11 protein-coding genes are annotated in these 15236 nt (G+C 73.5%); 4 read left to right on the top strand and 7 right to left on the bottom strand.

The window, feature by feature from the left end; translation table 11 throughout:
- The first annotated feature begins 77 nt into the window (after positions 1 to 77).
- Positions 78 to 2150, top strand: a complete 2073-nt coding sequence (locus ABZX65_RS20635; RefSeq protein ID WP_355341787.1) for a glycoside hydrolase family 3 C-terminal domain-containing protein — start codon at positions 78 to 80, stop codon at positions 2148 to 2150.
- A gap of 65 nt (positions 2151 to 2215) precedes the next feature.
- Here ABZX65_RS20635 and ABZX65_RS20630 read toward each other — a convergent pair whose 3' ends face one another.
- Complete coding sequence (locus ABZX65_RS20630) at positions 2216 to 3676, bottom strand: ATP-binding SpoIIE family protein phosphatase (protein ID WP_355341691.1); 1461 nt, start codon at positions 3674 to 3676, stop codon at positions 2216 to 2218.
- 281 nt (positions 3677 to 3957) lie between these two features.
- Between ABZX65_RS20630 and ABZX65_RS20625 the strand changes: the two genes are divergently transcribed.
- Positions 3958 to 5157: a cytochrome P450 gene (locus ABZX65_RS20625; RefSeq protein ID WP_355341689.1), complete on the top strand. Its 1200-nt coding sequence runs from the start codon at positions 3958 to 3960 to the stop codon at positions 5155 to 5157.
- 34 nt (positions 5158 to 5191) lie between these two features.
- Here ABZX65_RS20625 and ABZX65_RS20620 read toward each other — a convergent pair whose 3' ends face one another.
- From ABZX65_RS20620 to ABZX65_RS20605, 4 genes are all read right to left on the bottom strand, one after another.
- Positions 5192 to 7075, bottom strand: a complete 1884-nt coding sequence (locus tag ABZX65_RS20620) for an ABC transporter ATP-binding protein (RefSeq protein ID WP_355341686.1) — start codon at positions 7073 to 7075, stop codon at positions 5192 to 5194.
- Positions 7072 to 8787 carry an ABC transporter ATP-binding protein gene (locus ABZX65_RS20615; protein ID WP_355341683.1) on the bottom strand — a complete coding sequence of 572 codons (1716 nt, stop codon included), beginning with the start codon at positions 8785 to 8787 and terminating at the stop codon, positions 7072 to 7074. The genes ABZX65_RS20620 and ABZX65_RS20615 overlap by 4 nt, the downstream gene beginning before the upstream one ends.
- A 40-nt stretch (positions 8788 to 8827) precedes the next feature.
- Positions 8828 to 9727: a response regulator gene (locus tag ABZX65_RS20610; protein ID WP_355341680.1), complete on the bottom strand. Its 900-nt coding sequence runs from the start codon at positions 9725 to 9727 to the stop codon at positions 8828 to 8830.
- 130 nt (positions 9728 to 9857) lie between these two features.
- Positions 9858 to 10517 carry a TOPRIM nucleotidyl transferase/hydrolase domain-containing protein gene (locus tag ABZX65_RS20605; RefSeq protein ID WP_355341677.1) on the bottom strand — a complete coding sequence of 220 codons (660 nt, stop codon included), beginning with the start codon at positions 10515 to 10517 and terminating at the stop codon, positions 9858 to 9860.
- Positions 10518 to 10882: 365 nt separating this feature from the next.
- Here ABZX65_RS20605 and ABZX65_RS20600 point away from each other — a divergent pair, with 365 nt between their 5' ends.
- Together ABZX65_RS20600 and ABZX65_RS20595 are read left to right on the top strand one after the other, a co-directional pair.
- Positions 10883 to 11830 carry a N(4)-(beta-N-acetylglucosaminyl)-L-asparaginase gene (locus ABZX65_RS20600; protein ID WP_355341674.1) on the top strand — a complete coding sequence of 316 codons (948 nt, stop codon included), beginning with the start codon at positions 10883 to 10885 and terminating at the stop codon, positions 11828 to 11830.
- Positions 11827 to 12657, top strand: a complete 831-nt coding sequence (locus ABZX65_RS20595) for a M55 family metallopeptidase (RefSeq protein ID WP_355341672.1) — start codon at positions 11827 to 11829, stop codon at positions 12655 to 12657. Before ABZX65_RS20600 ends, ABZX65_RS20595 begins: the two co-directional genes overlap by 4 nt.
- Before the next feature lie 93 nt (positions 12658 to 12750).
- Here the strand turns inward: ABZX65_RS20595 and ABZX65_RS20590 are convergent, their stop codons facing one another.
- Both ABZX65_RS20590 and ABZX65_RS20585 read right to left on the bottom strand, forming a co-directional pair.
- Positions 12751 to 14568: a hypothetical protein gene (locus ABZX65_RS20590; protein WP_355341669.1), complete on the bottom strand. Its 1818-nt coding sequence runs from the start codon at positions 14566 to 14568 to the stop codon at positions 12751 to 12753.
- 271 nt (positions 14569 to 14839) lie between these two features.
- Complete coding sequence (locus tag ABZX65_RS20585; protein ID WP_355341666.1) at positions 14840 to 15130, bottom strand: hypothetical protein; 291 nt, start codon at positions 15128 to 15130, stop codon at positions 14840 to 14842.
- Positions 15131 to 15236: the final 106 nt, after the last annotated feature.

Below are 15236 nucleotides of genomic sequence, written 5' to 3'. Positions count from 1 at the left end.
CGCCGCTGCTCTCGGCGCCCACCAAGGCCCCGGCCACGCTCAACCAGTTCGCGCTGTCCGCACCGGCCGACAAGGCCATGGTCACCAACACCCGGCGTCCCGCGCTGAGCTGGGCGGCCGTCGGCGGCGCCGCGCACTACGAGGTGTGGCTCAACATCAGCCGCACCGACTACGACTTCACCGCGTCGGGCAATCTGCTCGACCTCTACACCAAGGTCGCCGAGCCCACCGGCACCACCTACACGCCGAGTTGGGACATCACCGACCGCTGGACGTACAAGTGGTTCGTCGTCTCGGTCAGCGGTTCGGGCGCGAAGACCACGTCCAACATCCGCACGTTCAGCGTCTATCTGCCCGACGTCAAGCAGGCGGCCGACGGCATCAGCATCATCAACGGCGCGCGGGACCTCAACAAGGACGGCTCCATCGAGCCGTACGAGGACTGGCGGCTGCCGGTCGACACGCGGGTCGGTGATCTCCTCGGGCGGATGACGCTGGAGGAGAAGGCGTTCCAGATGTTCTACAACGTCCAGTCGTACCCGATGTCCGGCTGGCACTTCGGACCGGCGCAACCCGCCGACCTGGACAACGTCCTGAAGTCCACGGCGGCCACCCGGCTGGGCATCCCGCCGGTCTCGGCCGGTGACACCACCGCCGGTTACCAGACCACGTATCCGTTGCAGAGCACCCTGGCGGCGGGCAAGGACTATCCGCTCGACTACAAGCTCGGCGACATGCAGCGCAAGGAGGAGCTGGAGGTCGGCGCGCGCGGCACGCTGTCCCCGCTGGCCGAGGTCGGCACGAAGGTGCTGTACCCGCGGATCCAGGAGGGCGGCGGCGAGAACGCCGATGTGGCGGCGGCCCAACTGCGGGCGCTGGTGGCCGGTTTGCAGGGCGGCCCGGAGCTGAACCCCGGCTCGGTGCTCGCCACCGTCAAGCACTGGCCCGGTGAGGGCGCGGGCGGCGAGGCCGGCATCGTCTACGACGGGGTCACGATCAAGTACCACATGATCCCGTTCAAGGCCGCGATGGAGGCGGGCGCGGTCAACATCATGCCCGGCTACGCGGGCAGTTCGTATCTCGACCCGGGCGGTCCCGGCGCGGGCGACAGCGCGAAGATCCTCACCTACCTGCGGCAGAATCTCGGCTACACCGGTCTGATCACCACGGACTGGCTGCCGTCGACGGCCTGGATCAACGCGGCCAACGCGGGCTCCGACGTGATGGGCGGCGCCGACCCGGGCGCTGCCGACTTCACCATGGCGAGCTTCGAGAACAGCGTGCCGCTGGCCCGGATCAACGACGCGGTCACGCGCATCCTGAAGCTCAAGTTCGAGCTGGGCATCTTCGACCACCCGTACGGCGACCCGGTCAACGGCCCGTACCGCTTCCACCAGCCGAGCTACACGGCGCTGGCCAACCAGGCGTCGCGGGAGTCCAACACGCTACTGAAGAACAACGGTGTGCTGCCGATCAGGCTCAACTCCGGTGACAACATCGTGGTCGCGGGTCCGCGGGCGACCGACGGCGCCGCGTGCTGCATCTGGTCCAGCTACTTCCACCCGGACTACGGCTCGCTGACCGTGCTCGACGCGATCAAGGCGAGAGCGGCGACGGCCGGGGTCAACGTCTACCAGGACACCGGACCGGCCCCGAAGCTCGCGGTCGTGGCGGTCGGCGAACCGTCGTACACCCACGCCACCTCGTGGCCCGACACCCAGCCGTATCTCCCGGCGGACCAGCTCGCCCTCATCCAGAATTTCAAGAACCAGGGAATTCCGGTGGTGGTCGTGCTGACCCTGCCCCGACCCATCGTCATGAGCGACTGGAACAACCTGGCCGACGCCATCGTGGTGACCTACCGCGGCGGTGAGGAGGTCGGACCGGCGACGGCCAGCCTGCTCTTCGGCGACTACACCCCGCGCGGCAAGCTGCCCTGGCAGCTGCCCAGAAGCCTCGACCAGGTGCTCAAGCCCGGTGGCGGCGACAATCAGGCGGACGCCAACGAGGCGTGGGACCTGCCCTACGACCTCGGCGCCACCGCGGCCGAGCGGGCCGACATCCGGGCGAAGATCGACGCCGGTCAGACGGTGCCGACGACGTACGGGAATCCGCTCTACCCCTACGGTGCCGGTCTGACGAGCTGGTAGACCGCACCGGTTCGTGAGATCGCAGCGCCCCCCGTCGGCTCCCGCCGACGGGGGGCGCTGCCCGTTCAGGCCCCGCTCAGGGCCGGGACGTGCTGCTCGACCCAGATCGTCTTGCCGTCCTCGCTGTAGCGCGTCCCCCAGCGGTCGGCGAGCTGCCCGATGAGGTAGAGGCCGCGCCCGCCCTCGTCCAGGAGTTGGGCGTGCCGCATGTGCGGCGAGGTGTCGCTGCCGTCGGAGACCTCGCAGATGAGCCCCGCGTCCCTGATCAGCCGGAGCGAGACCGGGCCGCGGGCGTGGGTGACGGCGTTGGTGAGCAGTTCGCTGACCACCAGTTCGGTGGCGAAGGCGTGGTCGGACAGGCCCCACTCCTCCAGCCGGGCCATGACAGCGGCGCGGGCGGCCGGGACGCTCTCCGGGAGCGCGGGGTACTCCCAGCTCGCGACGTTCGCGACGTCCAGGGTCCTGGTGCGGGCCAGCAGCAGCGCCACGTCGTCGTCGTGTTCCGCGGGCAGCCCCGACCAGACGCGGTCGCACAGCGCGTCGAGGCTGTCGGTGGCGGGCAGCAGGGCCCGCGCGAGGGCGGCGACGGCCGCGTCGGTGCCCTGGTGGCGCAGGTCGAGCAGGCCGTCGGTGTAGAGCGCCACGACCGTGCCCTCGTCGAGGGTGAGGGTGCTGCTCTCGAAGGGCGTGCCGCCGACGCCGAGCGGCGGATTCTCCGCGAGCCGCTGGAATTCCACCCGGCCGTCCGGGTGGACGAACGCGGGCGGGGTGTGGCCCGCGCTGGCCACCGTGCACTGCCGCGAGATGGGGTCGTAGACCATGTACAGGCAGGTGGCGCCCAGCTCGCGGTCCGCGTCGTCGTCGGCGAGGCGTACCGCCAGGTCGTCCATGCGGGAGAGCAGTTCGTCGGGCGCGAGGTCGAGGTCGGCGAGGGTGTGCACGGCGGTACGCAGCCGCCCCATCATCGCCGCCGCGTGGATGCCGTGGCCCACCACGTCCCCCATGACGAGCGCGACCCGGGTGCCGGACAGCGGGATCACGTCGAACCAGTCGCCGCCGACGCCCGCCGCGGTGTCGGCGGGCACGTAGCGGTAGCTGGCGTCCACGGCGCTGTTGCGCGGCACCTTGTGCGGCAGCAGACCCTGCTGGAGCCCCAGGGCGATGTCGCGGCTGCGGGTGAGCTGCTGCGCCCTGACCCTGGCCTGGCTGATCAGGACGGCGACCACGGCGGAGGCGGCGAGGAACGCCAGCTTGACCAGCCACAGGTCGGTGCCCTCGGTCAGCCAGTGCCGCAGCGAGGCGTACATCGCGACGGTGAGGGCGCCGAGGACGGCGGTGACGGTGACCGAGTGCACCGCGGCGGCCAGAAAGGGCACGACCGCCAGGGCCAGCCCGAAGTGACCGTCGGGGGCGGTGCCGACGATGGCGGAGCCCGCTCCGACCAGCACGGCGGAGGGCACGACACGCGCGACGCGAGCGAGCAGGCGGCCGGACACGCGCGGCCCCCCTGCGTACACGACGTCCATTCCGGCCCACTTTCGGTTCGGCACGGCGCTGTCCCGCAGCCCGAGCCCATGACAAAAGCCTACGTCACAGACGTATCCGGTGATCCTGGACAGCGGTGGGGCGGGAGAATACGCGGGATACGGATGAGGCGCGCGCCGGGGCCAGGGGCGGGATCGCGCCGATCTCCCGGCGGGAAGCCCCGAACACGCGGTGCGACGGCCCGTGACGCCGTAACGTCCCCTCGGCACGCTGCCCAGCCTCCGGCCGGACTCCCGGCCGCTGTCCCCCGGGGAGGACACGTATGACCACGGACGCCGTCGTCGATCTCGGCGCGCTCGGCGAGGAGTTCAGACGCGACCCGTATCCGGTCTACGCGGAGCTGCGCGCGCGGGGGCCGGTCCACCGGGTGGTGATCCCCGAGGGCCACGAGGCGTGGCTGGTCGTCGGGTACGAGGCGGGCCGCGCGCTCCTCAACGACGCCCGGCTGTCGAAGGTGTGGTCCAACGCGGCGCCGGAACTGGGCGTGCGGACGGTGGCGTCCGGCCTGTCCATGCTGAGTACCGATCCGCCGGTGCACAGCAGGCTGCGCAAACTGGTGGCGCGGGAGTTCACCCCCCGCCGGGTGGACGCGATGGCGCCGCGGGTCCAGGCGCTCGCGGACGGCATGCTGGACGCGATGGCGAAGGAGCCCTCGCGCCGCGGCGACCTGGTGGAGTCGCTGGCCTTCCCGCTGCCGATCTCGGTCATCTGCGATCTGCTCGGCGTGCCCTTCATGGACCGCGAGCAGTTCAGGACCTGGTCGAACATCGCGCTGTCCACCTCGTCGGCGCGGGCCAGGGCGGACGCGGCGGACGCGATGAACGACTTCCTCGTCCGCCTGGTCGCCGACAAGCGCGAGCGGCCGGGCGACGATCTGATGAGCGCCCTGATCCACACCGCGGACGAGGACGGCGACCGGCTCAACGCCGAGGAGCTGCTGGGCATGGCCTGGGTGCTGCTGGTCGCGGGCCACGAGACCACGGTCAACCTGATCTCCAACGGGGTCCTGGCCCTGCTCACCCACCCCGAGCAGCTCGCCGCGCTGCGCGCCGACCCGGAGGGTCTGATGGAGGGCGCGGTCGAGGAGATCCTGCGCTACGACGGCCCGGTGGAGACGCCCACCTACCGCTTCTCGACCGCTCCGGTCGAGGTGGGCGACACGGTGATCCCCGGTGACGGGCGCTTGGTGCTGGTCGCGCTCGCCGACGCCGACCGCGACCCCGCGCGCTTCCCCGACCCCGACCGCTTCGACATCCGCCGCGACGCCCGGGGCCACATCGCCTTCGGGCACGGCATCCACTACTGCCTGGGCGCGCCGCTGGCCCGCTTGGAGGCCAGGATCGCGCTGCGCGGCCTGCTGGACCGCTTCCCCGGCCTGGCGCTCGACGCGGACCCGGCCGGGCTCGAATGGCGCGGCGGCCTGCTCATCCGGGGTCCCGAGCGGCTGCCGGTGCGCTGGTGACACCGCCCCCGAGCGGCCCGCCGGTGACGGCGGGCTACTCGCCGTGCCAGGAGTGCCACAGCGCCGCGTAGCCGCCGCCGGCCGTGACCAGCTCGTCGTGGGTGCCCAGCTCGGTGACGACCCCGGCCTCCATGACGGCGACGCGGTCCGCGTCGTGGGCGGTCTGGAGCCGGTGGGCGATGGCGATGACGGTGCGGCCCTCCAGCACGGTCGCCAGCGCGCGTTCCGTGCTGCGGGCGGTGGCCGGGTCCAGCAGGGCGGTGGCCTCGTCCAGGATCACCGTGTGCGGGTCGGCGAGGATCACCCGCGCCAGCGAGAGCTGCTGCGCCCTGGCGCCGTCCAGGTGGCGGCCGTCGCCGCCCAGGCGGGTGTCGAGGCCGTCGGGCAGGTCGTCGGCCCAGCCGGTGTCGACCGCGTCCAGCGCGGCGCGCAGCTCCTGGTCGGTGGCGGCGGGCCGGGCGATCAGCAGATTGTCGCGCAGCGTGTCGCGGAAGACGTGGTGGTCCTGGGTGACCAGCACGATCTGGCGGCGCAGCCGGTCCGGCGGCAGGTCGGCGACCGGCACACCGCCCACGGTGACCGAGCCCGCCCGCGGCCGGTCGATCCCGGCCAGCAGCCGGCCGAGCGTCGACTTCCCCGCGCCCGAGGGACCGACGACGGCCAGCCGCTCCCCCGGCCGCACGTCGAGGTCCACGCCGTGCAGGATGTCGCCGACGTGGTCGTAGGAGTAGCGGACGCCGCTGACCTCGATCCGGTCGTCGGCCGGCACCGCGTCGGCGTCGGTGCGCGTACGCGGCAGCATGTCCAGGCCCTCGACCCGCGCGTACGAGGCGCCGCTGCTCTGCAACAGCTCGACCCGCATCAAGATCGTGTCCAGCGGCCCGACGAGCTGCCGCAGGTAGACCGCGGAGGCGACGACCGTGCCGAGCGAGACACCGCCGTGGTCGTACAGCGCGCCGCCGACGAGCAGCACGCCGAGGACGGGCAGCGCGTACGAGATGTCGACGCTCGGGAAGTACACCGAGCGCAGCCACAGGGTGCCGAGGCGGGCGCGTCCGGCGCCGGCGATGGCCGCCTCCGCCGTGGCGATCCGCCGCTCCTGGAGGCCGAGGGCCTCGACGGTACGGGCGCCGCCCGCGGTCGCGGCGAGGACTTCGGCGAGTACGGAGTTGGCCGCGCCCTCGGCGAGGTACGCGGTCCGCGCGCGGCGCAGGTACCAGCGGGTGGCGACCGCGATCACCAGCAGGCAGGACAGCCCGCACAGGCCGAGCAGCGGGTCGAGCGCGAGCACGGCGACGATGATGAACAGCGCCTGCATGGTGGCGATCAGCACGGTCGGCACGTCGCTGCGCAGCGTCGTCGCCACGACGTCGATGTCCGTGGTGCCGCGCGCCGCGAGGTCGCCGGTCGGCGCGTGTTCCACGACGGCGGCGGGCAGCGCGAGCGTACGGTCCACGAAGCGCTCGCGGATCCGCGCGGCGGCGCGCTCGCCGAACTGGGCCGCGAGGTTGAGCGCGTAGCGCGACAGCACCGTCTGGACGACCGTGGCGACCACGATGGCCACCGCCAGCCGGTCCACGGTGGACACCGCGGCGTGGCCGGTCGAGCCCCTGACCGTGTCCACGATCCGGCCCAGCAGCCATGGGCTGACGAGGCCGGCCGCGGCGGCCAGCGCGTTGAGGCCGAGGACCGCGGAGAACGCGCGCTTGTCGGCGGCGAGCTCGCCGACGGCGGCGCGCCGCACCCGCTCCTGGTCGGCGACGGGGAGCGCGGCGGACAGGGCGGCGGGCGCCTGCCCGGCGGGCGGCTCCCCCGGCGCGGTCAGGACTTCGGTACCGGCGGCAGGGCGCGGCACGGGGACGCCGTCCCGCCGGGACGGTTCGGTGTCCGCCGCGGGCGGGTCGCTCGGCGCGGTCATCGGATCGCCTCTTCCTGTGCGCCGCGCGAGACCAGCGCGCGGTAGCCGGGCTCGGTGTGCAGGAGTTCGTGGTGCGGGCCGACCGCGACCGCGCGCCCTTCGACGAGGTAGACGACCTCGTCGGCCCGGTCGAGCACCAGCGGCGAGGTGGTGGTGACCACCGTCGTCCGGCCGGTGCGCGCGGCGCGCAGCCCGGTGGCCATCGCGGCCTCGGTGTGGGTGTCCACCGCGGAGGTGGGTTCGACGGCCAGCAGCACTTCGGGGTCGGCGCAGACCGCGCGGGCCAGCCGGAGCCGCTGGCGCTGGCCGCCGGAGAGATTGCGGCCGCCCGCGCTGAGGGAGGAGTCGAGGCCCGCGGGCAGCGCGTCCACGATGTCGGTGGCCGCGGCCGTGCGGATCGCGGCGCGCACGGTGGCGTCGTCCGGGTCGGCGCGGCCCGAGACGGCCTCGCGGACGGTGCCGCTGAAGAGCGCGGCATCGTTGTCGGCGACCAGGACGCGCTCGCGTGTCTCGCGCAGCGCGACGGTGTCGAGCCGCAGGGCGCCCCACTCGGCGTCGGAGGCGGCGAAGCGGCCGAGGCGTTCCACGACGGCGGCGGTGTCGGCGGGGCGGGCGGAGGCGAGCGCGGTGAGGACGCCGGGGCGGACGATGACGCCGGAGAGCGGGTCGCGCAGCGCGGCGGGCGACGGCGGGGCGGCCACCGGGTGCGCGCCGTCGGACTGTTCCGGCGTCAGGGCGAGGAAGCCGGTCACGCGGCGGGCGGCGACCAGCGCGCGGGCCACGTCGTTGCCGCCCTCGATGAAGAAGAAGACCGGGACGACGAGCATGGCCGCGTAGCCGTACACCGCGACCAGCTCGCCGATGGCGAGCGAGCCGTCGGCCGCCATGCGCGCGGCGAGCCAGGTGACCAGGGCGAGGAAGAGGGCGGGCAGCCCGACGGCGAGCGCGCCGACCCAGCTGGTGACGGAGCCGACCCGGTAGCCCTGGTCGCGCAGCGCCTGCGAGCGGCGGCGGTAGCGGGCCGCGTAGACGTCCTTGCCGCCGAGGCCGTTGAGCACGGGCAGCCCGGTCGCCACGTCGACCAGCAGCGCGGTCAGTTCGCCCTGCTCGTCGCGGTAGCCGGTGCCGACCCGCTGGAGGCGGCGTTGCAGCGGGCCGACGGTGACGGCGACCATCGGCACACCGGCCAGCACCACGAGGGCGAGCAGCGGCGAGATGGACAGCAGCACGGCGGCGACCGCCAGATACGAGACGGCCGCGCCGATTCCGGGCCCGGTGACGGTCAACGACTGGGCGATCACCATGACATCGGCCATCCCGATCGCCACCACCTCGCCCGCGCTCATCCGGTGCGGCAGCGTGGCGCCCAGTTCGGTGGCCCGCCGGACGGTGGCGCGTACGACGCGGAAGGAGGCGTCCATCCGCACCTTGGTCATGGTGCGGTGCCGGGCGATGCCGATGAACGCGTTGAGCACCCCGACGCCGAACATCGCCGCGGCCCAGCCGAACAGCGCGGTGTGGTCGCGCGGTCGGAGACCGTCGTCGACGGCGCGGGAGAGCAGATAGGGCGGTACGGCCAGGCCGAGCATCCACACGGTGCCGAGGGTCGCCCCGGCCGCGACCCGGCCGGGCTGGTTTCTGACCAGCCACAGCAGGAAGCGGACAGGGCTTCGGATGTCCCCCGGGGTGGGTGGGGAGAAAGTGTCGGCCATTCCCGCACCCTATGCGGGGGTGCGGGACGGGTCCGAGCGGTTATTCGCCGGGCGCGGGCAGCGTGGCGGAGGTCTCCAGGAAGAAGGCGTCGATGCGCTGCACGGCCTCAAGGAAATCGTCCAGATTGACCGGCTTCGTCACATACGCGTTGGCGTGCTTCTGGTAGGCGTCGGCGATGTCGTCCGGCGCCGCCGAGGTGGTCAGCACGACCAGCGGAATGGAGCCCAATTCGTCGTCGTCCCGCAGGACGGCGAGGAATTCGCGGCCGTTCATGCGCGGCATGTTGAGGTCGAGCACGATCAGGTCGGGGCGCTCGTGCTCCGGGTCGCGCAGGTACTCCAGCGCCTCGATGCCGTCGCCGACGTGCGAGAGCTGCCGGGTCATGCCGCCCTCGGACAGCGCGTCCTCGATGAGCAGGGCGTCCGCGGGGTCGTCCTCGACCAGCAGGACGCTGTATGTGCGGCGCGGGGTGAGGGCGTTCATCGGGTCGCTCCTGATCATGAGGGGCCTCGAGGGGGGATTCGAGGTGAAGACGAGTCCTGGCCAGCGCCGCCGGGCGCCCTGCCGGGTGATGCCCCACGCCTGGCCGAGCCGCGGGTAGTTCGCGCCGAGCCGGACCGCGGCTGCGGCCTCCTGCGCCGCGCACCGGTCGACGGCACGCATGAGATGGGCCAGCACGCGCAGCCGGTTCAGCGGCGCGGCGGCGGGCTCGGGGTGCTGCCCCCACGACGTGTCGCCCGGCGCCAACTCGTCGAATCGCGCGGCCAGCTCACCGACGAGGTCGCGTACGGCGGCGTCGGTCAGGCCGGTCATGGCCCGCTCGACGGAAGCGGTGGGCTCAGCGGCTCGACCGGGTCCCGCGGCCTCGGCGGGAGGGGCGGGGACGGCCGCGGACTGCTCCCGGCCGCCTGGTTCGGTGGCCGTCACGGGGATCGGCATGCTCCGCATCCTAGGGAGGAGATCGACATCATGACAACATTGGTTGTCCAGGGGCGCGGGCACGGAGGGCGTGCGGACGCGACGAATCCGTCACCGTATGCGTGGCTCTGTCCGCAGGAGCGGTGCGCGGTCAGATGTGCGCGAGCAGCCTGTCCAGCGGGCGCGGGACCTGGTGCGGCTCCAGCGCGTCGACCAGCGCGTGCGCGTACTGCGACTTGCGTCCGCTGTGGGTGCCGATGAAGCGCCGGAGCTGGCGGTCGACCGGGCGCTCACGCTGCGCGGGCTGCTTCTGGAAGATCCGGAAGGAGCGCGCCTCGCCCAGTTCGGCCGCGACCTCCCGTACCGCGTCGGTGCCCAGGGACCGGATCAGTTCCTCCTCCAGGTCCGCGACGCAGACGTGGAAGCCGAGCGCCTCCATCTGCGGACGGTCGCGGGGCGAGCTGACGCCCGCGCGGTCCAGGGCGCGCAGGAAGTAACCCTCCTCCGCCTCGTCGCACAGGCCCGCCAGCGCCAGGTCGAGCCCCTCGGGGCCGACGAGGCTCAGGAAGCGTCCGATGCTCATGGCGCCGCCGAGCGGCACGACGACCGTTCCCTCGGCGGCCAGGTCCCGGCCGCGCCGGACCGCGAGCGCCTCGACCGCCGCCTGGTCGCTGGTCCCCTCGACCAGCACCGCGGTCCTCACGTGCGTGGCCGCGGCCAGCTCGCGCGCCGCCGCCTCGGCCGCCGCGGCTCCCGTACCGCCCGCGGCCCACTCCACCACCGCCAGGCCGAAGCGCGTCATCGTGTCCACGCGGCCCAGTCTCCCCCCGGTGCGCGGCGGGCCCCGCATGGTTTTTCACGGCGTACGGCGGCCCCGGAGGGGTCCCGGCGCGGTCCTGGTCGGAGCGACCGGAGCGGCCCCGGTCGGAGCGCGGGCGGAGCGGTCCCGGCGCGGTCCCGGTCGGAGCGCGGGCGGAGCGCGGGACCGGGCCCGCCCAAGGTCCCTTCACCGGTCCCAGCGAGGCCGGGTACCGCGGCGCGGGCGGCTGGTGCCAGACTGCGCAGACGTCCGGCGCTGCGTAGACGCGGGCGCGTATACGCAGGTCGGACGGGCGAAGCGGCGGGAACCCCCACACGACGGGGGCTCCGGCCGGTCAGGCACAGGACAGGAGGAACATGCCCGAAGCGGTGATCATCGGCAGTGAGCGCAGCGAGGTCGGACTGCCGACCGGGATGGACGTGCTGCGGCGCGGCGGCTCGGCGCTGGACGCGGTCGAGGCCGCGATGCGCCGCTGCGAGGACAATCCGGCGGACCATTACGTGGGCACCGCGGGACTGCCCAACGCGCAGGGCGTGGTGGAGCTGGACGCCTCCCTGATGCTGGGCTCCGGGCGGCAGTTCGGCGCGGTGGGCGCGCTCAAGGGGTACCCGAACCCGATCTCGGTGGCCCGCGCGGTGCTGGAGAGACTGCCGCAGCACAGCCTGCTGGTTGGCGAGGGCGCCGCGCTGTTCGCGCGGGAGTGCGGCTTCGACACCGCGGACCTGCTGACGGACGCCTCGCGCGAGCAGTGGCGCAAGCAGGTCGCCGACTCCCAGGAGTCGGTGGAGGGTGAGAACACCGCGGCGACCGACGGCGACGCCCGCTACCGGGAGAGCGCGCTCGCCCTGATCCGCCGGCTCGCCCCGCACGACGGCCCCTGGGGCACGATCAACATCATCGCGCTGGACCCGTCGGGCGAGATGTGCGTCGGGGTCTCGACCTCCGGCTATCCGTACAAGTACCCCGGCAGGGTCGGCGACTCCGCGCTGCCCGGCGCGGGCAACTGGTGCGATCTGCGCTCCGGTGGCGCCGCCTGCACCGGCCGCGGCGAGCTGAGCATGCGCGGCGGCACCGCCCGTACGATCGTCGACCTGCTGGCGGCGGGGCTCGACCCGTCCGACGCGTGCCGGGACGCGCTCGCCGACGCGGCCACCCTGCCGGACGAGTTCCGCTCCGAGCTGCGCGCGCTGGCCCTGACCCCCGACGGCAGGCACGGCGGCGCGGCCGGACAGGAGGGCAGCGTCTACGCGTTGATGACCGACGCGTCGACCGAGCCCGAATTCCGCCCCAGGACCGTGCTGTGAAGATCTTCGTCTCTTCCGACATGGAGGGCACGGCGGGCGTCGTCGACTGGTCGCAGTGCCGTCCTGGGCAGCCCGAGTACGCGTATTACCGCACGCTGCTCCAGGCGGAGGTCAACGCCTCGATCGAGGGCGCGGAAGCGGGCGGCGCGAACGCGTTCCTGGTCAACGACTCGCACTCCACGATGGCCAATCTGCGCCCGGACGAACTGGCCGGGCGGGCCCGCTATCTGTCCGGCCGCCACAAGCCGCTGTACATGATGCAGGGCCTGGACTCCTCGTACGACGGGGTCTTCTTCGTCTCGTACCACGGCTCGATGTCGGGCGAGCGGGCCACGCTGTCGCACACGTACAACCCGGCGGCGATCAGCGAGGTGCGGCTCAACGGGGTCGTCGCGGGCGAGAGCGGGATCAACGCGCTGGTCGCGCTCGGGCACGGGGTGCCGGTGCTGCTGGTCACCGGGGACGCGACGACGGCCGCCGAGCTGGAGCCGTTCTGTCCCGGCGCGGTGGGCGCGGTCGTCAAGTCGTCGGTGTCGCGGTTCGCGGCCGACAGCCTGCACCCGGAGGAGGCGCGCGAGGTGATCCGGGACGCCGCCCGCAGGGCGGTCGAGGGGCTGCCGTCGGCGGCCCTGCCGGACATCGCGCTGCCCGCGACGCTGACGGTGCGGATGCGCAATCCGGACCTGGCGGAGATGGCGACCTGGATCACGGGCGTCGAGCGGGATCCCGCGGACGCGGTGACGGTACGGATGACCGACGAGGATCCGGTGCGGCTCTACCGCACCTTCGTGACCGTCGTGCTGCTGACGCGCGGCATCGCGGAGTGACGACGGCGGGGCCCGGTCGTCCGGGCCCCGCCGTGTCCGCGCGGGTCGCGGGCCGTCAACCGCCCACGGCCTACTGGTTCGGAAACCCGCGCCTCAGAAACTCAGCGCCGAATCGCGCACCACATAGGCGCACTCCGTGTAGATGTAGCCGCTGCGGAGCTTGACCGTGTCGCTGCCGGGCGTCGCGGAGTCGCCGGAACTGGTTGACTTGTGCAGGAAGTACGTGGTGCCGACCGGCAGATTCAGCGTCTTCTTCGGGTAGTTCCTGCCGCTGTTGTTGCACGCCGAGGTCTGCGCCGACGCCTGGCTTGAGTACGTCTTGCAGGCGCCGCAGCCCTTGAGCGTGAAGCTGCCGGTCACCGGTCCGGTGAACAGCACCTCGACCTGGTCGGGGCTGTCGTTGCTGACCGTCACGGAGATGCTGCCGCCGGAGTCCTTGGTCGGCATGCGCTTGCCCGCGGCGGGCACCGTCACGGCGACCTCGGCGGCGATGGCGAGCTTCTTGGCGTACGCGGTGTTCTTGTCGCGCGGGTACTTCTTCACGAAGTCGCGGATCTTGTCCAGCGCGCTGCTGAAGTCGCCGCCCTTGTACTCGTGGACGGCGCAGGTGTAACTGCCCGACCGCACATAGGTGTCGGCCCGACGGGCGTCCTTGTCGAAGGCCGCGGCCACGCCCGCGTCCCCGCCCTTGAGGTTGCCCGCGCGCACGCCGAGGGCGCGCACCTTGTCGGTGGCCGCGCACGGGTCGCCGCCGTTCAGGTCCCTGGCCGCCGCGTCGATGGTCGACTTGAATGCGGGCTCGACCTTCGCGGCCTGCGGCGACTTGGGGTACGTGGAGAGCAGGTCGCTCAGGTACCCGTCCTTCGCCTCCGCGCCGCTCGCGTCGGCCAGGTCGGCCGTACCGCACGCGTACAGCGAGGTCGCGAGGCGGTCGTCCGGCCATCCGGTCAGCGTGCCGAGGGCCTTCCTGTCGAAGTGCTCGGGCACGGTCCGCAGGTACTTCAGCGGCTCGATGGCGTCGCAGTACCTCTTCTGCTCGTAGGGCGTGCCGACCGCCGTGTAGTACGTGGTCAGCCGGTCGGGTACGCGCTTGGCGGCGCGGGAGCCGCCGTGGTGGTCGCTGAGGTCGCGGTACGCGGCCAGCGCCGTGGTGTAGTCGGTGCGCGCCTCGTCGAACGGCTTGCTCTTGGCCGCCTGGACGAGCTGGTCGGCGGTGTCGAGGCGGTCGAGCAGCATCTTCTGGGTGGCCTCGTCGCGCGCGCCGTCGTAGTAGACGACGCCGCCGACGGGCGCGGCGAGCAGCACGAGGCCGAGCACGATCGCGACGGGCGTCCGCGGCGGCCAGGACAGCGGGGTGCGCAGGCCGCGATAGGCGCCGTGCGCGGCCGCGAGGACGAGGAAGACGGCGTAGGCGACGACGACGCCGCCGGACACGCCGTCCGCCGTCGCGGGCAGCGCGACGAAGAGCAGGACGCCGGTCGCGACCAGGCAGGCCGCCGTGGCCAACCAGCGGCGGGTCAGCGCGTAACCGATGCCGAGGCCGCTGAGATTGAGCAGGCCGACGGCGACGGCCCGCAGCGCGTTCGCCGGGGCGGGCGGCGGCGCCGGTGGTGCGGGCGGACCGGCCGGGAACCCGGGCGCGTAGCCGGACGGATATCCGGACGGGATGCCGGGCGGCGCGGCGGGCTGCCGCGGCAGCCAGGCCGGTGGCGCGGGCGGCGGCGGGGGCCCGAAGCCCTCCGGCGCGCCGCCGCTCCCCGGTGTGCCGCTGCCGCTCGGCGTGTCGCCGGCGCTCGGCGTACTGCCCGCGCCTGGTGTGCCGTCAACGCCCGGCGCGTCGGCGCCGTCCGGTCTCCCGCCGCCGCCCGGCGTACCGCTGGCGTCCGCTCCGTCCCGCTGGTCCCAGGTCATGGCGAATTCCCCCCTGCTCCTGCGCGGACGGGATCACCGCCCGTCGCGCTTCCCCACCCCACCGCGGGCGCGCCCGTGCGTCCGGCCGCTGGAGGACAAGACGCGGGTGCCGACGCGGCAGTTCCCGCTCGGCGCGGGACACGCGCGTACCCGCCCGTGCGGTATGCGTACTCTTCTGCGCGTGCGCGCACAGCTCCGCGTGCTGCTGTACGTGCCGCTCCGTGTACGGCCAGTATCGGGGGCCGGGGGCATACGCCACAAGCGAGTTGGATCACACCCCGTGCGGGGTCCCGAGGCCGACGCGGCGCAGCGTCGTGGACGCGAGGGCGACGACCGCGGCCAGAAGACAGACGGCGGCGAAGGCCGCGAAGAGACCCCCGGAGCCCCAGGCGGCGACGGTGAGGCCGACCGCGGGGAAGAGGACGGGGGCGAGCCCGAGGGCGCACAGGGTGGTGACGGCGGTGACGCGGCCGAGGTAGCGGGGTTCGGTGACGGTCTGAACGAGGGCGCCGGTGAGCGTCGAGGTGAGGCCGCCGCCGACGCCGACGACCGCGCCGAGCACGACGGCGCACGCCAGCGTGGGGGCATAGCCGAGAGCGGCGGTGCGGACCGCGCGCCGCCCTCTCCCGTCAGACCGTCGCCGGTCTCCCCGTCAGACCGTCGGCACC

The sequence above is a fragment of the Streptomyces sp. NPDC003300 genome (genome assembly GCF_040610915.1).
Taxonomy (GTDB): domain Bacteria; phylum Actinomycetota; class Actinomycetes; order Streptomycetales; family Streptomycetaceae; genus Actinacidiphila.
This window is presented reverse-complemented; position numbering and strand designations above follow the sequence as displayed.